The 23,316-nt window shown below is 60.7% G+C and carries 20 protein-coding genes and 2 tRNA genes; 19 read left to right on the forward strand and 3 right to left on the reverse strand.

The window, feature by feature from the left end; translation table 11 throughout:
* Positions 1-75: 75 nt before the first annotated feature.
* Genes carB through IM733_RS23050 form a run of 3 tightly spaced genes read left to right on the forward strand, consistent with a single transcriptional unit; the run spans position 76 to position 4,194 of the window.
* Positions 76-3,297: a carbamoyl-phosphate synthase large subunit gene (gene carB, locus IM733_RS23040; protein ID WP_248918620.1), complete on the forward strand. Its 3,222-nt coding sequence runs from the start codon at positions 76-78 to the stop codon at positions 3,295-3,297.
* A complete protein-coding gene (gene greA, locus IM733_RS23045; RefSeq protein ID WP_011532131.1) occupies positions 3,294-3,776 on the forward strand; it encodes a transcription elongation factor GreA in 483 nt (160 codons plus the stop codon). The genes carB and greA overlap by 4 nt, the downstream gene beginning before the upstream one ends.
* On the forward strand, positions 3,754-4,194 hold the full coding sequence (locus tag IM733_RS23050; RefSeq protein ID WP_248918621.1) for an MFS transporter: 441 nt from the start codon (positions 3,754-3,756) through the stop codon (positions 4,192-4,194). The genes greA and IM733_RS23050 overlap by 23 nt, the downstream gene beginning before the upstream one ends.
* Before the next feature lie 69 nt (positions 4,195-4,263).
* On the opposite strand, the gene yhbY is transcribed toward IM733_RS23050, so the two are convergent.
* Entirely contained in the window at positions 4,264-4,572 is a 309-nt protein-coding gene (gene yhbY / locus IM733_RS23055) for a ribosome assembly RNA-binding protein YhbY (protein ID WP_003249945.1), read from the reverse strand.
* A gap of 102 nt (positions 4,573-4,674) precedes the next feature.
* On the opposite strand from yhbY, the gene rlmE reads away from it, so the two are divergent.
* From rlmE to IM733_RS23135, 16 genes are all read left to right on the forward strand, one after another.
* Positions 4,675-5,301: a 23S rRNA (uridine(2552)-2'-O)-methyltransferase RlmE gene (gene rlmE, locus IM733_RS23060; protein ID WP_248918622.1), complete on the forward strand. Its 627-nt coding sequence runs from the start codon at positions 4,675-4,677 to the stop codon at positions 5,299-5,301.
* Between the two features lie 203 nt (positions 5,302-5,504).
* Positions 5,505-7,412 (forward strand): ATP-dependent zinc metalloprotease FtsH, encoded by a 1,908-nt coding sequence (gene ftsH / locus IM733_RS23065; protein ID WP_011532134.1) that lies wholly within the window; start codon positions 5,505-5,507, stop codon positions 7,410-7,412.
* A gap of 8 nt (positions 7,413-7,420) precedes the next feature.
* Entirely contained in the window at positions 7,421-8,272 is an 852-nt protein-coding gene (gene folP / locus IM733_RS23070) for a dihydropteroate synthase (RefSeq protein ID WP_248918623.1), read from the forward strand.
* Positions 8,273-8,288: 16 nt separating this feature from the next.
* Positions 8,289-9,629, forward strand: a complete 1,341-nt coding sequence (gene glmM / locus IM733_RS23075) for a phosphoglucosamine mutase (RefSeq protein WP_248918624.1) — start codon at positions 8,289-8,291, stop codon at positions 9,627-9,629.
* Between the two features lie 65 nt (positions 9,630-9,694).
* Entirely contained in the window at positions 9,695-10,450 is a 756-nt protein-coding gene (tpiA, locus tag IM733_RS23080) for a triose-phosphate isomerase (protein WP_248918625.1), read from the forward strand.
* Positions 10,451-10,454: 4 nt separating this feature from the next.
* A complete protein-coding gene (gene secG / locus IM733_RS23085; RefSeq protein ID WP_011532138.1) occupies positions 10,455-10,847 on the forward strand; it encodes a preprotein translocase subunit SecG in 393 nt (130 codons plus the stop codon).
* An 18-nt stretch (positions 10,848-10,865) separates the two neighbouring features.
* Positions 10,866-10,951: transfer RNA gene (locus tag IM733_RS23090), tRNA-Leu, on the forward strand.
* 99 nt (positions 10,952-11,050) lie between these two features.
* Positions 11,051-11,127 (forward strand) — tRNA-Met (locus IM733_RS23095).
* A gap of 130 nt (positions 11,128-11,257) precedes the next feature.
* A complete protein-coding gene (gene rimP, locus IM733_RS23100) occupies positions 11,258-11,716 on the forward strand; it encodes a ribosome maturation factor RimP (RefSeq protein WP_044488659.1) in 459 nt (152 codons plus the stop codon).
* Between the two features lie 59 nt (positions 11,717-11,775).
* Positions 11,776-13,257 (forward strand): transcription termination factor NusA, encoded by a 1,482-nt coding sequence (nusA, locus tag IM733_RS23105; protein ID WP_011532140.1) that lies wholly within the window; start codon positions 11,776-11,778, stop codon positions 13,255-13,257.
* A gap of 27 nt (positions 13,258-13,284) precedes the next feature.
* Complete coding sequence (gene infB, locus IM733_RS23110) at positions 13,285-15,837, forward strand: translation initiation factor IF-2 (RefSeq protein ID WP_248918626.1); 2,553 nt, start codon at positions 13,285-13,287, stop codon at positions 15,835-15,837.
* A 116-nt stretch (positions 15,838-15,953) separates the two neighbouring features.
* Positions 15,954-16,352, forward strand: coding sequence for a 30S ribosome-binding factor RbfA (gene rbfA / locus IM733_RS23115; RefSeq protein ID WP_050706985.1), 399 nt, complete (start codon positions 15,954-15,956; stop codon positions 16,350-16,352).
* Positions 16,353-16,355: 3 nt separating this feature from the next.
* The gene (gene truB, locus IM733_RS23120) at positions 16,356-17,273 is read left to right on the forward strand and encodes a tRNA pseudouridine(55) synthase TruB (RefSeq protein ID WP_248918627.1); all 918 of its coding nucleotides are present in this window, start codon (positions 16,356-16,358) and stop codon (positions 17,271-17,273) included.
* 150 nt (positions 17,274-17,423) lie between these two features.
* Complete coding sequence (gene rpsO / locus IM733_RS23125; protein WP_029613930.1) at positions 17,424-17,693, forward strand: 30S ribosomal protein S15; 270 nt, start codon at positions 17,424-17,426, stop codon at positions 17,691-17,693.
* Between the two features lie 248 nt (positions 17,694-17,941).
* Positions 17,942-20,047, forward strand: a complete 2,106-nt coding sequence (gene pnp, locus IM733_RS23130; RefSeq protein ID WP_248918628.1) for a polyribonucleotide nucleotidyltransferase — start codon at positions 17,942-17,944, stop codon at positions 20,045-20,047.
* Between the two features lie 639 nt (positions 20,048-20,686).
* On the forward strand, positions 20,687-21,037 hold the full coding sequence (locus tag IM733_RS23135; RefSeq protein WP_011532146.1) for a BON domain-containing protein: 351 nt from the start codon (positions 20,687-20,689) through the stop codon (positions 21,035-21,037).
* Positions 21,038-21,121: 84 nt separating this feature from the next.
* Here the strand turns inward: IM733_RS23135 and IM733_RS23140 are convergent, their stop codons facing one another.
* Together IM733_RS23140 and IM733_RS23145 are read right to left on the reverse strand one after the other, a co-directional pair.
* Positions 21,122-22,639, reverse strand: coding sequence for a nucleobase:cation symporter-2 family protein (locus tag IM733_RS23140; RefSeq protein ID WP_248918629.1), 1,518 nt, complete (start codon positions 22,637-22,639; stop codon positions 21,122-21,124).
* Between the two features lie 261 nt (positions 22,640-22,900).
* A complete protein-coding gene (locus IM733_RS23145) occupies positions 22,901-23,266 on the reverse strand; it encodes a PilZ domain-containing protein (RefSeq protein ID WP_248918630.1) in 366 nt (121 codons plus the stop codon).
* Positions 23,267-23,316 lie beyond the last annotated feature (50 nt).

Consider the following 23,316-nt stretch of genomic DNA (forward strand, 5'->3'; position numbering starts at 1 on the left):
CGCCGCGCCCGGATGCGCCTGACCCAGATTGTTCAAGACGGCTTGCCGACTGACCCGCGGATTTGAGTGACAACCATGCCAAAACGTACAGACATCAAAAGCATCCTGATTCTCGGCGCTGGCCCGATCGTGATCGGCCAGGCCTGCGAATTCGACTACTCCGGCGCCCAGGCGTGTAAAGCGCTGCGCGAGGAAGGTTTCCGCGTCATCCTGGTGAACTCCAACCCAGCCACCATCATGACCGACCCGGCCATGGCCGACGCCACCTACATCGAACCGATCAAGTGGCAGTCGGTGGCCAAGATCATCGAGAAAGAGCGCCCTGACGCAGTACTGCCGACCATGGGTGGCCAGACTGCACTGAACTGCGCCCTGGACCTGGAGCGCCATGGCGTTCTGGAAAAGTTCGGTGTAGAGATGATCGGTGCCAACGCCGACACCATCGACAAGGCCGAAGACCGTTCGCGCTTCGACAAGGCGATGAAAGACATCGGCCTGGAGTGCCCGCGCTCCGGCATCGCCCACAGCATGGAAGAGGCCAATGCGGTCCTTGAGAAGCTCGGCTTCCCGTGCATCATCCGCCCATCGTTCACCATGGGCGGCACTGGCGGTGGTATCGCCTACAACCGTGAAGAATTCGAAGAAATCTGCACCCGTGGCCTGGACCTGTCGCCGACCAAGGAGCTGCTGATCGACGAATCGCTGATCGGCTGGAAGGAATACGAGATGGAGGTGGTCCGCGACAAGAAGGACAACTGCATCATCGTCTGCTCGATCGAGAACTTCGACCCGATGGGCGTGCACACCGGTGACTCCATCACCGTGGCTCCGGCACAGACCCTGACCGACAAGGAATACCAGATCATGCGCAACGCCTCGCTGGCGGTGCTGCGTGAAATCGGTGTCGAGACCGGCGGTTCCAACGTGCAGTTCGGTATCTGCCCGAACACTGGCCGCATGGTCGTGATCGAGATGAACCCGCGCGTTTCGCGTTCCTCGGCCCTGGCATCGAAGGCCACTGGCTTCCCGATCGCCAAGATCGCTGCCAAGCTGGCCATCGGTTACACCCTCGACGAGCTGCAGAACGACATCACTGGCGGCCGTACCCCGGCGTCCTTCGAGCCGTCGATCGACTACGTCGTCACCAAGCTGCCACGCTTCGCCTTCGAAAAATTCCCGAAAGCCGACGCTCGCCTGACCACCCAGATGAAATCCGTGGGTGAAGTCATGGCCATCGGCCGTACTTTCCAGGAATCCCTGCAGAAAGCCCTGCGCGGCCTGGAAGTCGGTGCCTGCGGCCTCGACCCGAAAGTCGACCTGGCCAGCCCGGAAGCCGCCAGCATCCTCAAGCGCGAACTGACCGTGCCGGGTGCCGAGCGTATCTGGTACGTCGCCGACGCCATGCGTTCGGGCATGACGATCGAGGAAATCTTCCAGCTGACCGGCATCGACCTGTGGTTCCTGGTGCAGATGGAAGACCTGATCAAGGAAGAAGAGAAGGTCAAGACCCTGGCCCTGTCGGCGATCGACAAGGACTACATGCTGCGCCTCAAGCGCAAGGGCTTCTCGGACCAGCGCCTGGCCAAGCTGCTGGGTATCACCGACAAGAACCTGCGCCGTCACCGCCACAAGCTGGAAGTGTTCCCGGTGTACAAGCGCGTCGACACCTGCGCCGCCGAGTTCGCCACCGACACCGCCTACCTGTACTCCACCTACGAGGAGGAGTGCGAGGCCAACCCGTCGACCCGCGACAAGATCATGATCCTGGGTGGCGGCCCGAACCGTATCGGCCAAGGTATCGAGTTCGACTACTGCTGCGTGCACGCCGCCCTGGCGCTGCGTGAAGACGGTTACGAGACCATCATGGTCAACTGCAACCCGGAAACCGTCTCCACCGACTACGACACCTCCGACCGCCTGTACTTCGAGCCGCTGACCCTGGAAGACGTGCTGGAAGTCTGCCGTGTCGAGAAGCCGAAAGGTGTCATCGTCCACTACGGCGGCCAGACCCCGCTGAAACTGGCCCGTGCCCTGGAAGAAGCCGGTGTGCCAATCATTGGTACCAGTCCGGACGCCATCGACCGTGCTGAAGACCGTGAGCGCTTCCAGCAGATGGTTCAGCGCCTGAACCTGCTGCAGCCGCCAAACGCCACCGTGCGCAGCGAAGAAGAAGCCATCAGCGCCGCTGGCGGCATCGGCTACCCGCTGGTGGTGCGCCCGTCCTACGTACTGGGTGGCCGCGCGATGGAAATCGTCTACGAACTGGACGAGCTCAAGCGCTACCTGCGTGAGGCCGTACAGGTGTCGAACGACAGCCCGGTACTGCTCGACCACTTCCTCAACTGCGCCATCGAGATGGACGTGGATGCGGTCTGCGACGGCACCGACGTGGTGATCGGCGCGATCATGCAGCACATCGAGCAGGCGGGTGTTCACTCCGGTGACTCCGCATGCTCGCTGCCACCTTACTCGCTGAGCCAGGAAGTGCAGGACGAAGTCCGCGTTCAGGTCAAGAAAATGGCTCTGGAACTGGGCGTGGTCGGCTTGATGAACGTGCAGTTGGCCCTGCAGGGCGACAAGATCTACGTGATCGAAGTCAACCCGCGCGCCTCGCGTACCGTGCCGTTCGTCTCCAAGTGCATCGGCACCTCGCTGGCGATGATCGCGGCCCGTGTCATGGCAGGCAAATCGTTGAAAGAGCTGGGCTTCACCCAGGAAATCATCCCGAACTTCTACAGCGTCAAGGAAGCCGTCTTCCCGTTCGCCAAGTTCCCAGGGGTTGACCCGATCCTCGGCCCTGAGATGAAATCGACCGGTGAAGTCATGGGTGTCGGTGACAGCTTCGGTGAAGCGTTCGCCAAGGCCCAGATGGGTGCCAGCGAAGTGCTGCCGACCGGTGGTACCGCGTTCATCAGCGTGCGCGACGACGACAAGCCACAAGTGGCTGGCGTTGCCCGTGACCTGATCGCCCTGGGCTTCGAAGTGGTTGCTACTGCAGGTACCGCCAAGGTTATCGAAGCGGCCGGCCTGAAAGTGCGCCGCGTGAACAAGGTGACCGAAGGTCGTCCGCACGTGGTCGACATGATCAAGAACGACGAAGTGTCGCTGATCATCAACACCACCGAAGGGCGCCAGTCGATTGCCGACTCCTACTCGATTCGTCGCAATGCGCTGCAGCACAAGATCTACTGCACGACCACCATTGCGGCCGGTGAAGCCATCTGCGAGGCGTTGAAATTCGGTCCGGAAAAGACCGTTCGTCGCCTGCAGGATCTGCATGCAGGACTCAAAGCATGAGCATTACCAAGTACCCGATGACCGTCCAGGGCGCTCGCGCCCTGGAAGAAGAGCATCTGTTCCTGAGCAAGACCGAGCGCCCGCGCCTGAGCCAGGCGATCGGTGAGGCCCGAGAGCTGGGTGACCTCAAGGAGAACGCCGAGTACCACGCCGCCCGTGAAGAGCAGGGCATGGTCGAGGCGCGTATCCGCGATATCGAAGGCCGTTTGCAGAACTCGGTGGTGATCGATGTCACCACCATCGCCCACACCGGCAAGGTGATTTTCGGCACTACCGTGGTGCTGGCCAACACCGAAACCGATGAAGAGGTGACCTACCAGATCGTCGGTGAAGACGAAGCTGACGTGAAGCAGGGCAAGCTCTCGAGCGGTGCGCCAATTGCCCGTGCCATCATCGGCAAGGAAGAAGGTGATACTGTCGTCGTCAAGACGCCAAGCGGCACGGTCGAGTACGAGATTGTCGAAGTCAAGCACATCTGACCGGCGCCAGCGGGCGCCATCCCTCGAGGGTATCCTCTGGCAGCTGGCCCAGGTGTTCTGGGTCGGTGGCCTGTGGGTGTTCCATGTGGGGTTGGTGCCGGCGCTCAAGGTGAGTGGCCTTGCGCCGTTACTGGTGCATGACGTGGCTGCGCAGATCGACCGCTGGTTGATCGGCGTGGCGTTGCTTGGGTTGCTTACCCAGCTGGCGGTACTGGCGAGGGTGGACGGCCTGGCGGCCTGGTGGCGGCAGTTCCGCGGGCAGATGCTGTTGCTCGGTTTTGCGGCCTGCGTCAGCTACTACACGCTGCGCTACGGGATTTCCGTGGGCGAGCGTTGGCAGATGTTCTGTTTCCTGGTGCTGGGCTTTTCCGGCATCGTGCTGGTGGCTCAGCCGGTCCCGGTCAAGGTGCGCCGTTGACAGCTCGATGCCTGTAGGGGCCGGCTTGCTGGTGATCGCCGGCAAGCCGGCCCCTACAGGACGCTACCGTCACTTGTAACGGTGGATGTTTGACAGCTGCTTGTTCGGCTGCGGGTTCTTGCGGTAGATCAGCGCCTTCTTGCCGATGGTCTGTACCAGCTCGGCGCGGCCGGCCTTGCACAGTTCGGCGATAGTCTCGGCGCGTTCTTCGCGATCTTCCGAGCGAATTTCGACCTTGATCAGCTCGTGGTCGACCAGTGCGCGTTCCAGTTCGGCGATCACGCCTTCATTCAAACCGTTGCCAGCAACGATCAGGACCGGCTTCAGGTCATGACCAATGGACTTGTACTGCTTCTTCTGCTCGTTATTGAGCGGCATAATCTGACCCTTTTCGTCTGATTCTGTAAAATTGACGGGCATTTTACCCGAGGGCCTGTGGCTCCGCCCAGTCAAACACGACGCATATCATCGAGGTGCCCCGTGGTACAACGTTCCAAAAGCAGCGCAAACTGGCTGCGAGAACATTTCAACGATCCTTTCGTCAAGCAGGCGCAGAAGGATGGCTATCGCTCGCGCGCGAGCTACAAGCTGCTGGAGATCCAGGAAAAGGACAAGCTGATCCGTCCTGGCATGAGTGTGATCGACCTAGGGGCCGCGCCCGGTGGCTGGTCGCAGGTGACCAGTCGTCTGATCGGTGGTCAGGGGCGGCTGATCGCATCGGACATCCTGGAAATGGACTCGATTCCGGATGTTACCTTCATTCAGGGGGACTTCACCCAGGACGAAGTGCTCCAGCAGATCCTGCAGGCGGTCGGTGATTCGCATGTAGACCTTGTGATTTCCGACATGGCTCCCAATATGAGTGGTACGCCCGCGGTGGACATGCCGCGCGCCATGTTCCTCTGTGAGCTGGCCCTGGATTTGGCAACCCGCGTGCTCAAGCCTGGCGGCGATTTCCTGATCAAGATTTTCCAGGGCGAAGGTTTCGACATGTACCTGAAGGACGTGCGCAGCAAGTTCGACAAGGTGCAGATGCGCAAGCCGTCGTCCTCGCGGGACCGTTCCCGTGAACAGTACCTGTTGGGCAAAGGGTTCAAGGGCGCGTGAGCGGTGTTTTGCGGGGGCTCCGATAGTTAAAACCAATCGGTCACCCCGTCTGGATCGTCCGAACTTCGTGTAGTCTAGCTTTCACAAAGGGTTACAGACGGTGCCTGCGGATGCGTGGGTAATGTAGTAAGTTAGGGCGATGAATATCATGCGAGGCACGGCTGCGTCGTGCGCCGGCCTCAGAGGGTAGCGAATTGAACGACATGGCAAAGAATCTGATCCTCTGGTTGATCATCGCCGCCGTCCTGGTGACGGTGATGAACAACTTCTCCAGCCCTAACGAGCCGCAGACCCTCAACTATTCCGACTTTATCCAGCAGGTCAAGGATGGCAAGGTCGAGCGCGTGACCGTCGACGGCTACATCATTACCGGCAAGCGCACCGACGGCGACAATTTCAAGACCGTACGTCCGGCCATCACTGACAATGGTCTGATCGGCGACCTGGTCGACAACCACGTCACTGTCGAGGGCAAGCAGCCTGAGCAGCAGAGCATCTGGACTCAACTGCTGGTGGCTAGCTTCCCGATCCTTGTGATCATCGCCGTGTTCATGTTCTTCATGCGTCAGATGCAAGGCGGCGCTGGCGGCAAGGGCGGCCCGATGAGCTTCGGCAAGAGCAAGGCGCGCCTGCTGTCCGAGGACCAGGTCAAGACCACCCTGGCTGACGTTGCTGGTTGCGACGAAGCCAAGGAAGAGGTCGGCGAGCTGGTCGAGTTCCTGCGTGACCCAGGCAAGTTCCAGCGCCTGGGTGGTCGCATTCCGCGCGGCGTGCTGATGGTCGGCCCGCCCGGTACCGGTAAAACGCTGCTGGCCAAAGCCATTGCTGGTGAAGCCAAGGTGCCGTTCTTCACCATTTCCGGTTCGGACTTCGTCGAGATGTTCGTCGGCGTGGGCGCCAGCCGTGTGCGTGACATGTTCGAGCAGGCCAAGAAGCACGCCCCCTGCATCATTTTCATCGACGAGATCGATGCCGTGGGTCGCCACCGTGGCGCCGGCATGGGCGGTGGTCACGATGAGCGCGAACAGACGCTGAACCAGTTGCTGGTCGAGATGGATGGTTTCGAGATGAATGACGGCATCATCGTCATCGCTGCCACCAACCGTCCTGACGTGCTCGATCCTGCGCTGCTGCGTCCTGGTCGCTTCGACCGCCAGGTGGTGGTCGGTTTGCCAGACATTCGCGGTCGCGAGCAGATTCTCAAGGTGCACATGCGCAAGGTTCCGGTCGGTGAGAACGTTAATGCTGCGGTCATTGCCCGTGGTACGCCAGGCTTCTCCGGTGCTGACCTGGCCAACCTGGTAAACGAGGCGTCGCTGTTCGCCGCCCGCGCCAGCAAGCGCTTGGTCGAGATGAAGGAGTTCGAGCTGGCCAAGGACAAGATCATGATGGGTGCCGAGCGCAAGACCATGGTCATGTCTGAGAAGGAAAAGCAGAACACCGCGTATCACGAAGCCGGCCACGCCATCGTTGGTCGTGTGGTGCCCGAGCATGACCCGGTGTACAAGGTCTCGATCATTCCGCGTGGCCGAGCCCTGGGTGTGACCATGTTCCTGCCCGAAGAAGATCGCTACAGCCTCTCCAAGCGAGCGCTGATCAGCCAGATCTGCTCGCTGTATGGTGGTCGTATCGCCGAGGAAATGACCTTGGGCTTCGACGGTGTTACCACCGGCGCTTCCAACGACATCATGCGTGCCAGCCAGATTGCTCGGAACATGGTCACCAAGTGGGGGCTTTCCGAAAAGCTCGGCCCGCTGATGTACGCTGAAGAAGAAGGCGAGGTGTTCCTCGGTCGCAGCGCGGGCAGCCAGCACGCCAGCGTTTCGGGTGAGACCGCCAAGCTGATCGATTCGGAAGTGCGCAGTATCATTGACCAGTGCTATGCCACGGCCAAGCAGATCCTGACTGAAAACCGCGACAAGCTCGACGCCATGGCCGAGGCCCTGATGAAGTACGAAACCATCGATGCCGACCAGATCGACGACATCATGGCGGGCCGCACGCCACGCGAGCCGCGAGACTGGGACAACGATGCCGGCACTTCCGGCAACCAGGCCTCCCAGGGTGACCGTCCGGAATCGCCGATCGGCGGCCCAGCGGCTCAACACTAAGGGCTTCTATGACCTCACAGCAGTACCCGACCCGGTTGCCTTGCGGCAACCGGGTTCTTGATTTGTCCCGTACCCATGTCATGGGTATCCTCAATATCACCCCTGATTCCTTCTCCGACGGTGGGCGCTTCAGTCAGCGCGACGAGGCGTTGCGCCATGCCGATGCGATGGTGGCGGCCGGTGCAACATTGATCGATGTCGGGGGAGAGTCCACTCGTCCTGGTGCTCGGGCCGTTTCACCCACGGAAGAACTGGAGCGAGTCGCGCCCATCGTCGAGGCCATAAATGCTCGGCTGGACGTAATCATTTCCGTCGACACCTCGACACCTTCTGTCATGCGCGAATCAGCCCGTCTCGGCGCTGGCCTGATTAATGACGTGCGTGCCCTGGAACGTGACGGCGCCCTTGACGCTGCGGCTGACACCGGCCTGCCCGTTTGCCTGATGCACATGCGCGGGGAGCCGGGTAACATGCAGGACAACCCGCATTACGAAAACGTGACCGCCGATGTGGGGCGCTACCTCGAGCAGCGTATGGCCGCCTGCGCGGCGGCGGGCATCGGCGCTGAACGCATCATCCTCGATCCGGGTTTCGGTTTTGCCAAGACGCTTGAGCACAACCTCAGTCTGTTCAAGCACATGGAGGCGCTATGCCGCCTCGGGCGCCCGCTATTGGTAGGGGTGTCGCGCAAGAGCATGATCGGCCTCACGTTGGATCGGCCAGTGGACGAGCGGCTTTACGGCAGCCTCGCACTGGCGGCCTTGGCGATGACCAAGGGCGCGAGGATCCTGCGTGTGCACGATGTGGCCGAAACCGTCGATGTGGTGCGTATGATCGCCGCCGTGCAGGGCGCCGAATAAGAACATTGGAGTTCCCATGAGCAGAAAATACTTTGGTACCGATGGTATCCGTGGCCGCGTTGGCCAGTTCCCGATCACCCCGGACTTCATGCTGAAACTGGGTTGGGCGGCGGGCATGGCCTTCCGCAAGCAGGGGCATTGCCGTGTGTTGGTGGGCAAGGACACTCGGATTTCCGGTTACATGTTCGAGTCCGCGCTTGAGGCCGGGCTGTCCGCAGCCGGTGCCGACGTCATGCTGCTTGGGCCGATGCCCACGCCGGCCATTGCCTACCTGACCCGTACCTTCCATGCCGAAGCCGGGATCGTCATCAGTGCCTCGCACAATCCGCATGACGACAACGGCATCAAGTTCTTCTCGGGCAGTGGTACTAAGCTACCCGATGAAGTCGAGCTGATGATCGAGGAGCTGCTCGATCAGCCGATGACGGTCGTCGAGTCCGGCAAGCTGGGCAAGGTGTCGCGAATCAACGATGCCGCAGGTCGTTACATCGAGTTTTGCAAGAGCAGCGTGCCGACCAGTACCAGCTTCGAAGGGCTCAAGATCGTCGTGGATTGCGCCCACGGCGCCACCTACAAGGTTGCGCCGAGCGTGTTTCGTGAGCTGGGAGCCGAGGTGACGGTGCTGCACGCAGCGCCTGATGGCCTCAACATCAATGAGAATTGCGGCTCGACCCATATCGAGTCGCTGCAAGCCGCGGTGCTGGTGGGGCATGCCGACCTGGGTATTGCTTTCGATGGCGACGGTGACCGGGTACTGATGGTCGACCATACCGGTGCCATCGTCGACGGTGACGAGTTGCTGTACATCATCGGTCGTGACCTGCATGACCGCGGCAAGCTGCAAGGGGGGGTGGTCGGCACGCTCATGAGTAACTTGGGCCTGGAGCTGGCCTTCAAGGAGCTGGACATCCCGTTCGTGCGGGCCAAGGTCGGCGACCGTTATGTCATGGCTGAGTTGCTCGAGCGCGAGTGGCTGCTGGGTGGCGAGAACTCCGGGCATGTCGTGTGCTGCAGCCACACCACTACCGGCGATGCCATCATTGCTGCGCTGCAGGTGCTGATGGCCCTCAAGCGTAAAGGCGAAACCCTTGCCCAGGCGCGTCAAGGCGTGCGCAAGTGCCCGCAGGTATTGATCAACGTGCGCTTTGAAGCGGGTAAGAGTGACCCGTTGAAAAACCCGCTGGTGAAAGAGGCCAGCGACAAGGCAACCGAGGCCATGGCTGGGCGCGGGCGGGTGCTGCTGCGCAAGTCCGGCACCGAACCGCTGGTGCGTGTGATGGTCGAAGGCGACGATGAAAACCAGGTGCGTGGCCATGCCGAAACCTTGGCGAAACTCGTTGCTGAAGTTTGTGCCTGAATAGACTTGCCAGCGCAGATCGGGTTGGGTAAGATCTGCGCCCACTTTGACCGACGAGGTAAAGCATGCGTCGCCCCATGGTAGCTGGTAACTGGAAGATGCACGGTACCCGCGCCAGCGTCGTAGAGCTGACTCAGGGCTTGGGCAATTTGTCCTTGCCCAGCGGTGTGGAAGTCGCGGTGTTTCCGCCTTCGCTGTTTATCACTCAAGTGATTGACGGGCTGGAAGGTAAAGGGATCAACGTAGGCGCACAGAATTCTGCTGTACAGCCTGAACAAGGCGCGCTGACCGGCGAAGTTGCACCGAGTCAGTTGGCTGAAGTAGGTTGCAGGTATGTCTTGATCGGCCACTCCGAACGGCGCCAGATTATTGGTGAAACTGACGAAGTGCTGAATCAGAAGTTTGCAGCGGCTCAGCAAAGTGGTTTGACGCCGGTGCTCTGTATAGGGGAAACTCTCGCAGAGCGCGAGGCAGGCGAGACGCTCGAAGTTGTAGGGCGTCAACTAAGCAGTGTTATCGATGTGTTCGGTATCAAGGCTTTTGCCAATGCAGTAATTGCCTATGAGCCTGTTTGGGCCATCGGTACTGGTTTGACGGCCTCGCCACAGCAAGCCCAGGATGTGCATGCAGCCATCCGTAAGCAGTTGGCGGCGATGGACGCCGAAGTCGCAGGAAATATGCGGCTTCTCTACGGCGGCAGCGTGAAGGCGGCCAATGCGGCTGAACTGTTCGGCATGCCGGATATCGATGGGGGGCTCATTGGTGGAGCGTCCCTGAACGCAGACGAATTCGGTGCAATTTGTCGCGCCGCAGGAAACTGAACAAATGCTGGAAACAGTCGTAGTTGTTTTTCATCTGTTAGCAGCGTTGGCACTGGTTGTAATGGTGTTGCTGCAACAGGGTAAAGGTGCGGAAGCAGGTGCATCTTTCGGCGCAGGTGCTTCAAATACTGTGTTCGGAAGCCAAGGTTCCGCTACCTTTTTGAGTAAAGTTACTGCTATACTTGCCGCCACTTTCTTTTTGACTGCACTTGGGTTAGGATACTTCGCCAAGCAGCAAGCTCACCAGCTGACTCAAGCTGGTCTGCCAGATCCAGCAGTGCTGGAAGTCAAAGAGCAAAAGCCGGCAGTCAATGATGATGTACCGGTGCTCCAGCAGCAGAAGAGTGAAACCACCAACTCCGGTGACGTACCTCCTCCAGCGAAAGAGCAGCAGTAACGGGTTTCAAGTAGTATTGCCGAGGTGGTGGAATTGGTAGACACGCAACCTTGAGGTGGTTGTGCCCATAGGGTGTAGGGGTTCGAGTCCCCTTCTCGGTACCAATTGAAGCATGAAAGCCCGCTTTGAGCGGGCTTTCTTGCAGGTGGAGGTCGGATTGACCCAGCAAAGGGTTCAGTCTTATACTTTCGCCCCAGCTTTGTCGCGGGGTGGAGCAGCTTGGTAGCTCGTCGGGCTCATAACCCGAAGGTCGTTGGTTCAAATCCAGCCCCCGCAACCAGCTTCAGCAGAGCCCCTTTTCAGGGGCTTTTTGCTAGCCGAACAGTTTTAGGCGTCGTTGTCCAACGGCGCTTTCAGGGATGGGCGCTTCGCCCATTTTTTATTTGCACAGCATGCACGAGGGGGTTCAGGTGTCGAGCAAGCTAGAACAGTTGCAGGCCTTGTTGGCCCCGGTTGTCGAGGGTCTGGGCTACCAATGCTGGGGGATCGAATACGTCTCCCAGGGCAAACATTCGGTACTGCGTATCTATATCGACAAGGAAGGCGGCATTCTGGTGGACGACTGCGAAGCTGTCAGCCGTCAGGCCAGCGCCATCCTCGATGTGGAAGATCCGATCAGCTCTGAATATACCCTCGAGGTGTCCTCTCCAGGCATGGATCGCCCGCTGTTCACCCTTGAACAGTTTGCTTCGCATGCCGGCGAGCAGGTGAAGATCAAGCTGCGTACGCCCTTCGAAGGTCGTCGTAACTTCCAGGGCCTTCTCCGTGGTGTGGAGGAGCAGGATGTGGTGGTCCAGGTGGACAATCACGAGTTCCTGTTGCCGATCGACTCGATCGACAAGGCCAATATTATTCCCAGTTTTGACTGAGACGTGCCGGGCCCGGAGGACTTTCCGGGGCCAATGGCTTGCGCAAGGCGAGGCGTACGATGAGCAAAGAAGTACTGCTGGTTGTTGAATCGGTATCCAACGAAAAGGGTGTACCACCCGGCGTCATTTTCGAAGCGCTGGAAGTGGCCCTGGCCACTGCAACCAAAAAACGTTTTGAGGACGAAGTCGACCTGCGTGTGGAAATCAACCGCCACACGGGTAGCTACGAGACCTTCCGTCGCTGGACCGTGGTCGACGAGAACGACCTGGACGATCCGGCCATCGAGACCTGGCTGAGCAAGATCCAGGACACGCACCCGGACGCCAAGATCGGTGACGTGATCGAAGAGAAGATCGAGTCGATCGAGTTCGGCCGCATCGCCGCTCAGACCGCCAAGCAGGTCATCGTGCAGAAGGTTCGCGAGGCTGAGCGCGCGCAAGTCGTCGACGCCTACCGTGAACGCGTGGGCGAGATCATCTCCGGTACCGTGAAGAAGGTCACCCGCGACAACGTCATCGTCGACCTTGGCAACAACGCCGAGGCGCTGTTGGCGCGTGAAGACATCATCCCCCGTGAGACCTTCCGGGTCGGCGTGCGCCTGCGTGCGCTGCTCAAGGAAATCCGCACCGAGAACCGCGGTCCGCAGTTGGTCCTGTCGCGCACCGCGCCGCAGATGCTGATCGAGCTGTTCCGCATCGAAGTGCCGGAAATCGCCGAAGGCCTCATCGAAGTCATGGCCGCCTCCCGTGATCCGGGATCGCGTGCCAAGATCGCCGTCCGCTCCAAGGACAAGCGCATCGACCCGCAAGGCGCCTGCATCGGCATGCGTGGTTCGCGCGTCCAGGCCGTATCCGGCGAGCTGGGTGGCGAGCGTGTGGATATCGTCCTTTGGGACGAGAACCCGGCGCAGTTCGTCATCAACGCCATGTCGCCAGCAGAGGTTGCTGCGATCATCGTTGATGAGGACGCCCATGCGATGGATATCGCGGTGGCCGAGGATAACCTGGCCCAGGCCATCGGACGTGGCGGCCAGAACGTCCGTCTGGCCAGCCAGCTGACTGCCTGGACCCTGAACGTGATGACCGAGAAGGACATCCAGGCCAAGCAACAAGCGGAAACCGGCGACATCCTGCGTAATTTCATCGATGAACTGGAAGTCGACGAAGAGCTGGCACAGGTGCTGGTCGACGAAGGCTTCACCAGCCTCGAAGAAATTGCCTACGTACCGTTGGAAGAAATGCTCAACATCGATGGCTTTGACGAGGACATCGTCAATGAGCTGCGTGCTCGTGCCAAGGACCGTTTGTTGACCAAGGCCATCGCTACCGAAGAAAAACTGGCAGACGCCCATCCGGCCGACGACCTGCTCTCCCTCGAGGGCATGGACAAGGACCTGGCGGCCGAACTGGCGGTGCGCGGCGTGGTTAACCGCGAAGACCTGGCCGAGCAGTCGATTGACGATCTGCTCGACATCGACGGCATCGACGAAGAGCGTGCCGGCAAGTTGATCATGGCCGCCCGAGCCCACTGGTTCGAGTAATTAGGCGCGGCCTGAGGAGAGAAGTGCATGACGCAAGTCACGGTGAAAGAACTGGCCCAAGAGGTCGAGGCACCGGTAGAGCGCCTGCTGCAGCAGATGCGTGAGGCAGGTCTGCCGCACACCGACGCCGGTCAGGTAGTGACCGACAATGAGAAGCAGACGCTGCTGACTCATTTGAAAAGCAGCCACAAGAGCAAGGCGGAAGAGCCGCGCAAGATCACCTTGCAGCGCAAGACCACCAGCACTCTGCGTGTCGCCGGTAGCAAGAGCATCAGCGTAGAAGTACGCAAGAAGAAAGTGTTCGTGCAGCGCAGCCCGGAAGAGATTCAGGCCGAGCAGAAGCGCGAGCAGGAAGAGCGCCGCGCCGCTGAGAACGCTGCGCGCGAGAAGGCTGACGCCGAAGCTCGCCAGCGCAACGAAGAGCAAGCCCGTCGTCAGACGGCTGAAGCCCCTGCGGCCGCTCCTGTGGCCAAGGCAGATCCAGCTCCGGCTGTCGCCGCGGCTGCAGCGCCTGCAGTGGCCGAAGCGCCGGTGTCCGAAGACGCCGCCGCCCGTGCCGCCGAGCGCAAGAAGGACGAAGCCCGCCGCAATGAAAGCCGCACCCGTGACGATGATCGTCGTGGCGGTGGTGTTGCCGGCGAGCGCCGTGGCGAAGCGCCGCGTGTGTCCATCAAGGTCAAGGTCAAGGAGAAGGAAAAGGCTCCGACTCCGCGTGCCGCGCCACGCACCACCGACGAAGAGAGCGATGGTTTCCGTCGCGGTCGCGGTGGCAAGGGCAAGCCGAAGAAGCGCAACCAGCACGGCTTCCAGAACCCGACCGGTCCAGTCATCCGTGACGTGACCATCGGCGAGACCATCACCGTTTCGGACCTGGCGCAGCAGATGTCGGTCAAAGGCGCTGAAGTCGTCAAGTTCATGTTCAAGCTGGGTACCCCGGTCACCATCAACCAGGTGCTCGACCAGGAAACCGCTCAGCTGGTCGCCGAAGAACTGGGCCACAAGGTCACCCTGGTCAGCGACACCGCCCTGGAAGATTCCCTGGCCGAATCGCTGAAGTTCGAAGGTGTCAGCGAGTCTCGCGCACCGGTCGTGACCGTCATGGGCCACGTCGACCACGGCAAGACTTCGCTGCTCGACTATATCCGTCGTGCCAAGGTTGCCGCTGGCGAAGCCGGTGGTATCACCCAGCACATCGGCGCCTACCACGTGGAAACCGACCGCGGCATGGTCACCTTCCTCGACACCCCGGGCCACGCAGCGTTCACGCAAATGCGCGCCCGTGGTGCCAAGGCGACCGACATCGTCATCCTGGTGGTGGCGGCGGACGACGGCGTGATGCCGCAGACCCGCGAAGCCGTCCAGCACGCGAAAGCCGCTGGTGTACCGCTGGTTGTCGCCGTGAACAAGATCGACAAGCCGGGTGCCGACCTCGATCGCATCCGTAACGAGCTGGCCGTCGAAGGCGTGACCTCCGAGGACTGGGGTGGTGACACGCCGTTCGTCAAGGTTTCGGCGAAGATGGGTACTGGTGTCGACGAGCTGCTCGAAGCCGTCCTGCTGCAGGCCGAGATCCTCGAACTCAAGGCCACCCCGACCGCACCTGGTCGCGGTGTCGTGGTCGAGTCGCGCCTGGACAAGGGCCGTGGCCCGGTGGCCACCATCCTGGTTCAGGACGGTACCCTGCGTCAGGGCGACATGGTCCTGGTCGGTTCCAACTATGGCCGCGTGCGTGCCATGCTCGACGAGAACGGCAAGCCTGTGAAGGAAGCCGGCCCGTCGATTCCGGTCGAGATCCTCGGCCTGGACGGCACCCCGGACGCGGGTGACGAGATGTCCGTGGTCGCCGACGAGAAAAAGGCCCGTGAAGTTGCCCTGTTCCGTCAAGGCAAGTACCGCGAGGTCAAGCTGGCCCGTGCTCACGCCGGCAAGCTGGAAAACATCTTCGAGACCATGGGTCAGGAAGAGAAGAAGACGCTCAACATCGTCCTCAAGACCGATGTGCGTGGTTCGCTCGAAGCGCTGCAGGGTTCGCTCAGCAGCCTGGGCAACGACGAAGTCCAGGTGCGCGTGATTGGTGGCGGCGTCGGTGGTATCACCGAGAGCGACGCCAACCTGGCGCTGGCTTCGAACGCGGTGCTGTTCGGCTTCAACGTGCGTGCCGATGCCGGCGCGCGCAAGATCGTCGAGCAGGAAGGTCTGGACATGCGTTACTACAACGTGATCTACGACATCATCGAAGACGTCAAGAAAGCGTTGACCGGCATGCTCGGCAGCGATGTTCGCGAGAACATCCTGGGTGTGGCCGAAGTGCGTGACGTGTTCCGTTCGCCGAAGTTCGGCGCCATCGCTGGCTGTATGGTCATCGAGGGTACCGTGTACCGCAACCGTCCGATCCGCGTACTGCGCGAGGACGTGGTGATCTTCGAAGGCGAACTGGAATCGCTGCGTCGCTTCAAGGACGATGCCTCCGAAGTGCGTAACGGCATGGAGTGCGGTATTGGCGTCAAGAGCTACAACGACGTCAAGGTCGGCGACAAGATCGAAGTCTTCGAGAAAGTCCAGGTGGCTCGTACCCTGTAAGGGGCGAGCGTGGCGCAGGCCCCGTCGCAAGGCGGTTGGCAGCGCCTCACAAGGTAGCGCCCGGTCAGGCTTCAGCCTGACCGGGCGTTTGCCGCTTTACGTTACAGGTAGCAAGAATGGCAAAAGAATATAGCCGTACCCAACGCATCGGCGATCAGATGCAGCGTGAGCTGGCCGAACTGATCCGCCGTGAAGTCAAAGATCCGCGCGTCGGCCTGGTGACCATCACCGCAGTCGACGTCAGCCGTGACCTTGGCCACGCCAAGGTCTTCATCACGGTCATGGGGCAGGATGGCACCGATGCCGTGCCGCAGACCCTCAAGGCCCTCACCAGTGCCGCGAGCTTCCTGCGCCTGCACCTGGGCCGCGTCATGCAACTGCGCAGCGTGCCGCAACTGCACTTCCACTTCGATGAAAGCGTCAGCCGTGGTGTCCACCTGTCGGCGCTGATCGAGCGTGCAGTGGCCGAAGACCGCCTGCACAAGGATGCCGACGAGCTGGACGCCAAGGAGTAAGCGGTGGCCCAGGTCAAACGTATCCGCCGCAATGTCAGCGGCATCATCCTGCTCGACAAACCATTGGGGTTCACCTCCAACGCCGCCTTGCAGAAGGTCCGCTGGTTGCTCAACGCGGAAAAGGCCGGCCATACCGGCAGCCTCGACCCGTTGGCCACCGGCGTGCTGCCGCTGTGCTTCGGTGAAGCGACCAAGTTCTCCCAGTACCTGCTCGATTCCGACAAGGGCTACGAGACGGTCATGCAGATGGGGCAGACCACCACCACCGCGGACGCCGAGGGTGAAGTCCTGCAGACTCGCGAAGTGACCGTTGGTCGCGCCGATATCGAGGCCGTGATCCCGCGTTTTCGGGGTGACATCCTGCAGGTACCGCCGATGTACTCGGCGCTCAAGCGTGATGGCCAGCCGCTTTACAAGCTGGCGCGTGCAGGAGAGGTAGTGGAGCGCGAGGCGCGTTCTGTTACTATTGGCCGCTTGGAGTTGCTTGAGCACGAAGGTACCCGTGCGCGGCTGTCGGTTGGATGCAGCAAAGGCACCTATATCCGCACGCTGGTCGAGGATATCGGTGAGGCGCTGGGCTGTGGAGCCTACGTCGCCGAACTGCGTCGCACCCAGGCCGGGCCTTTCGCGCTGGCACAGACCGTGACGCTCGAGGAACTCGAACAGGCTCATTCTGAAGGTGGCAACGAAGCGCTCGATCGCTTCCTGATGCCTTCCGACAGCGGGCTGCAGGACTGGCCACTGGTGTTGTTGTCCGAGCACAGCGCGTTCTACTGGCTGCATGGCCAGGCGGTACGTGCACCGGACGCACCGCAGTTTGGCATGGTCCGCGTACAGGATCACAATGGTCGCTTCATCGGTATCGGTGAAGTGAGCGAAGACGGGCGCATTGCGCCGCGTCGGCTGATTCGGTCTGAATGACCGAAACCACAGGGCGAGGCTTCGGCCCCGTCCTGCGGAATCGAGGATGGCTGTCAGTAGGCACGGTCATGCCTCTTTTTATTAATACAGGGATCTTGTCCCTGGCCTATTGGACCCCGCTCGCGGGATCCGTTTATCAGGAGAAGCCAAATGGCCCTCAGCGTCGAAGAAAAAGCTCAGATCGTTGCCGATTACCAGCAAGCCGCCGGCGATACCGGTAGCCCGGAAGTGCAGGTTGCTCTGCTGACCGCCAACATCAACAAGCTGCAAGGCCACTTCAAGGCCAACGAAAAAGACCACCACTCCCGTCGTGGTCTGATCCGTATGGTCAACCAGCGTCGTAAGCTGCTGGACTACCTGAAGGGCAAGGACACCACTCGTTACAGCGCCCTGATCGGTCGCCTGGGCCTGCGTCGCTAATAGCGGCCTGGCCAGTGGTGTTGCATGGTGTGTCGCATTCTTCGGCATCGCTGCCTGTCAGCGTCGCCGTTGGGCACGCCGCGCGATCTGCGAGGTTGGCAGCCTGGTTCGCCGTGCGGTTCATCCGCCCGGCGCCAGGCTCCCAGCCTCGTGTTGTATCTGGACGGTCAATGGGGCCGATTCCCCGTTCTGCCCAAGAATTCGCAAGAACCAGTTCCCCCAAGAGCCACTGAAAAAGGTAGGAAACCGTGAACCCGGTAATCAAGACATTCCAGTTCGGTCAATCGACCGTTACGCTCGAAACGGGCCGTATTGCCCGTCAGGCCACCGGCGCTGTGCTGGTCACCGTCGACAACGACGTCACCGTGCTGGTGACCGTGGTCGGCGCCAAGCAAGCTGACCCGGGCAAGGGCTTCTTCCCGCTGTCCGTGCACTACCAGGAAAAGACCTACGCCGCTGGCAAGATCCCGGGTGGTTTCTTCAAGCGTGAAGGCCGTCCTTCCGAAAAAGAAACCCTGACCTCGCGTCTGATCGACCGTCCGATCCGTCCGCTGTTCCCTGAAGGCTTCATGAATGAAGTCCAGGTCGTCTGCACCGTCGTTTCGACCAGCAAGAAGACCGATCCGGACATCGCCGCGATGATTGGTACCTCGGCTGCCCTGGCCATCTCGGGCATCCCGTTCGAAGGCCCGATCGGCGCCGCCCGTGTTGCCTTCCACGAAAGCACCGGCTACCTGCTGAACCCAACCTATGAGCAACTGGCTGCCTCGAGCCTGGACATGGTCGTTGCCGGTACTGAGTCCGCCGTGCTGATGGTTGAGTCGGAAGCCCAAGAGCTGACCGAAGACCAGATGCTGGGCGCCGTACTGTTCGCCCACGACGAATTCCAGGCCGTGATCAAAGCGGTCAAAGAGCTGGCCGCCGAAGCCGCCAAGCCGACCTGGGACTGGAAACCGGCTGATAAGAACTCCGCGCTGTTCGACGCCATTCGCGCCGAGTTCGGCGAGGCGGTCTCCCAGGGCTACACCATCACCGTCAAGGCCGACCGTTATGCGCGCCTGGGTGAGCTGCGCGACCAGGCGGTTGCCAAGTTTTCCGGTGAGGAAGGCCAGCCATCGGCCAGTGAAGTCAAAGACATCTTCGGTGAAATCGAATACCGCACCGTTCGCGAAAACATCGTCAACGGCAAGCCACGTATCGACGGCCGCGACACCAAGACCGTACGTCCGCTGAACATTGAAGTCGGCGTTCTGCCCAAGACCCACGGTTCGGCACTGTTCACCCGTGGCGAAACTCAGGCCCTGGTCGTCGCGACTCTGGGTACTGCCCGTGACGCCCAGCTGCTGGACACCCTCGAAGGCGAGAAGAAAGACCCCTTCATGCTGCACTACAATTTCCCGCCGTTCTCGGTGGGCGAGTGTGGCCGCATGGGCGGTGCCGGCCGTCGCGAAATCGGCCACGGCCGTCTGGCCCGCCGTTCGGTCCAGGCCATGCTGCCGGCCGCCGACGTGTTCCCGTACACCATCCGCGTGGTGTCGGAAATCACCGAATCCAACGGCTCCAGCTCCATGGCTTCGGTCTGTGGCGCATCCCTGGCCCTGATGGACGCCGGTGTACCGATGAAGGCGCCGGTTGCCGGTATCGCCATGGGCCTGGTCAAGGAAGGTGACAAGTTCGCCGTGCTGACCGACATCCTGGGTGACGAAGACCACCTGGGCGACATGGACTTCAAGGTAGCCGGTACCGCCAAGGGCGTCACCGCGCTGCAGATGGACATCAAGATCAACGGCATCACCGAAGAGATCATGGAAATCGCCCTGGGCCAGGCCCTGGAAGCGCGCCTGAACATCCTCGGCCAGATGAACCAGATCATCGGCGAGTCGCGTACCGAACTGTCGGCCAACGCCCCGACCATGATCGCGATGAAGATCGACACCGACAAGATCCGTGACGTCATCGGTAAAGGTGGCGCCACCATCCGCGCCATCTGCGAAGAAACCAAGGCCTCGATCGATATCGAGGACGACGGTTCGATCAAGATCTTCGGCGAAACCAAGGAAGCCGCGGACGCTGCCAAGCAACGCATCCTGGGTATTACCGCTGAGGCCGAGATCGGCAAGATCTATGTCGGTAAGGTCGAGCGCATCGTCGACTTCGGCGCCTTCGTCAACATCCTGCCGGGCAAGGACGGCCTGGTGCACATCTCCATGCTGAGCGATGCTCGCGTCGAGAAAGTCACCGACGTGCTGAAGGAAGGTCAGGAAGTCGAAGTGCTGGTACTGGACGTGGACAACCGCGGCCGTATCAAGCTGTCGATCAAGGACGTTGCCGCTGCCAAGGCTTCGGGCGTCTGAGCGACTGACGCGTAACAGGAAAGGGCCCTTCGCAGACTGTGTGAAAACCTAGCAATCTGCCCGGCCCTTTAAGAGAATGCTCCGTATCGGAAGATACGGAGCATTTTTCGTTATGGGCTATGTCCAAGGAGAGTCTCGCAGCCAGACCAGTCTGTTCCCGGTCTCGCTGGAGGAACTGATCCTCGAATGGCCAACAATTCCAGGCATGTGAGGAAGCCTCCATTACCGCGTACGTGCCGCCAAACCGAACCTCCAACCCAGGCGGCGAGGCATTATTCGAGCGCAAGGACTTTATCTACGACGCCGAACAGGATCGGTACCAGTGATACGACCTCTGTAGGAGCGGCTTTAGCCGCGATCACCCGCGAAGCGGGTGCCAGACACCGTGGTGTTTGCATCGCGGCTAAAGCCGCTCCTACAGGCGAACGGGCCGAAAGCTGCTTGCGAACATGCATCTTGCACATCGTTTTTTCAGCCGCATTGCAGATTGCACGATCCTATGGGCATGTTTAATTTAATAAGTTATTGATTGTTAAGTGATTTTATAAAAATCCAAAGCTGGCACAGCGCGTGCAACTCCCTTCATACCTGTCGCCAGGATTCACGGCGCAGACCTTTCGAAAAACAGGAGTGACTCACATGAAGAAGTTCGCCATTGCTGCCGCTACTGCTACCGCTCTGACCCTGACCCTGGCTAATGCGGCGTTCGCCCAACAGTCCACCCAGGCCCCGATGACGCTGGCGGCCGGTGAGGTGACCAAAGCCAAGGAGGCTACCTCCGATACCTGGATCACTACCAAGGTGAAGGCTGACCTGATGACCGAGAAAGGCGTGCCAGGCAGTGACATCAAGGTTGAAACCAACAAAGGCGTCGTGTCCCTGTCCTCGGACGTGGCCATTACCGATGCCCAGAAGGACATGGCGGTTGCCATCGCCAAGAAGATCAAAGGCGTGCAGGCCGTCTCGGCTGATGGCCTGAAAGCCGAGTAAGGGATGTCCCGTCGGCCAAAGGGACTTGGCCACCTTTCAAGCAAAAGCCCCGGCATGTGCCGGGGCTTTTCATTGGTCGCCTGCTCAGTGCTCGGTGGCCGTTTCCCGTCGCCGGACAGGCTCGCCTTCGCTGTTCACTTCCATCACCGGGACTTCGTTGCCATCGGCGTCGAACAGCTTGCCATCCTTGAAGTAGTCGCCATCGCGCAGCGCGGAAATGTCCGCGTAGTTGATGGTGCGCTCATAGGCGGCGGCGAATACCGACTGCTGGTCCGAGTTGCCGGTGGTGAAGTGGTTGAAGATCAGGTTCAGCAGGATGGCCATGATCGCCGCGGAGCTGATGCCCGAGTGGAAGATGGTTTCGAACCAGTTCGGGAAGTTGTGGTAGAAGGTCGGCGCCGCGATCGGGATCATGCCGAAGCCCAGCGAGGCGGCAACGATGATCAGGTTGACGTTGTTCTTGTAGCTGACCTTGGACAAGGTGCGGATGCCGCTGGCGGCCACGGTGCCGAACAGCACGATGCCGGCGCCGCCCAGCACGGGGGTTGGTACCGCGGCGATGACCCGGCCCATTACCGGTAACAGGCCCAGCACTACCAGGATCACGCCACCGGTGGCCACCACGTAGCGGCTCTTCACGCCGGTCACGGCCACCAGGCCGACGTTCTGGGCGAACGCGCTTTGAGTGAACGAACCGAAGATCGGCGCCAGTATGCTCGACGCCATGTCGGCGCGCAGGCCATTGCCCAGGCGCTTGGAGTCGACTTTGGTGTCGATGATCTCGCCGACCGCGAGGATGTCCGCGGAGGTTTCCACCAGGGTCACCATGATCACGATGCACATCGACAGGATCGCGGCGATGTGGAACGTCGGCATACCGAAATGGAACGGGCTGGGGAAGGCAAACATCGGGCCTTCGCTGACCTTGCTGAAGTCGGTCATGCCCAATGCCCAGGCGATCAGGGTACCGACCACCATCGCCAGCAGGATCGACAGGCGCGAGATGGTCGCGTTGCCCAGCTTGCTCAGCAGCAGGACGATGGCGAAGGTCAATGCCGCCAGGCCAATGTTGGCCACGCTGCCGAACTCGGGCGAGGCGCTGTTGCCACCCATCACCCAGCGCGCGGCCACGGGCATGAGGGTCAGGCCGATGGTGGTGATGACGATACCGGTCACCAGGGGCGGGAAGAACTTGGTGATGCGCGAGAACACGGGTGTGATCAGAAAACCGATCAATGACGCCGCCATGACCGCGCCAAGTACGCCTTGCAGCCCGCCGCCGCCCTCACTGCTGATGATGGCGCCCATGGTTGCCACGCCAGCGAACGACACCCCCTGCACCAGCGGTAGCTGGCAGCCGAAGAACGGCAGGCCAAGGGTTTGCAGCAATGTCGCCAGGCCACCCGCGAACAGCGAGGCGGCGATCAGCAGGCCGATCTCCGCGGGGCCCAGGCCGGCAGCCTGGCCCAGGATCAGCGGGACGGCGACGATCCCTCCGTACATGGTCAGGACATGTTGCAGCCCGTAGGCCAGGTTGGCGCCGAGGCCGAGATTTTCGTCCTCGGGGCGCGGGGCGGGAGACGTGCTGGGGGACGTGGTCATTGGAGCAGGCTCTCTGTTTATTGTTGTGCCGCTACTGTAGACAAGTCTTACAAAACATTGCCACAAGAATTGTATACAAAGTTTTGATCGTAGCGTCGGCATAGGTGCTTCCAGGGTGCGAAAAACCTGGATGCACGTTGCGTTCCAACATGCACGGAGCTGTTCTAGAGGGGTGTGTACAAACGTGTGCGGCGGGGGATGGAAGCTGTCTGGCTGGACAGGAAAGCTGTCACAGCCAGATTGTTAGCAGGCTAAGAGATATCAATCTTCGATGAGTTCGCGCAGCTCGCGCATCATTTCAGGGCGGTCTGCCAGGTTCAGTTCCACAAGACGGTGCAGGTGAGTGGCCGAGTTGATATCGATCTTGAGGCAAATGAAGCCAAGCTTGGTCGCTTCTTCGTGACGCAGTTCGATCAGCATTTCCAGCGCGACATCGGGTGCCAGATGGATGATTGCTTCGAAATCCTGGGATAGGTCGGGCTCCCAAGGATCCGGACGCTCTATGAGCAGCCCCTTGAGCGACAGGTCGAGAAGCTTCGCAGGCCAGCGGCGTTCTCCCTGGCGCAGCTCGGCGGGGGCATCGAAGGCGATGCGTTGGAAACGGCGGCGTTCGTCGTGATCGCTCATGGGAAAGGCCCTCGGGGGTTCAACCTGACTATAGTTAATTGTGGCGTTTT

It is taken from the genome of Pseudomonas entomophila (assembly GCF_023277925.1).
Lineage (GTDB): Bacteria > Pseudomonadota > Gammaproteobacteria > Pseudomonadales > Pseudomonadaceae > Aquipseudomonas > Aquipseudomonas entomophila_D.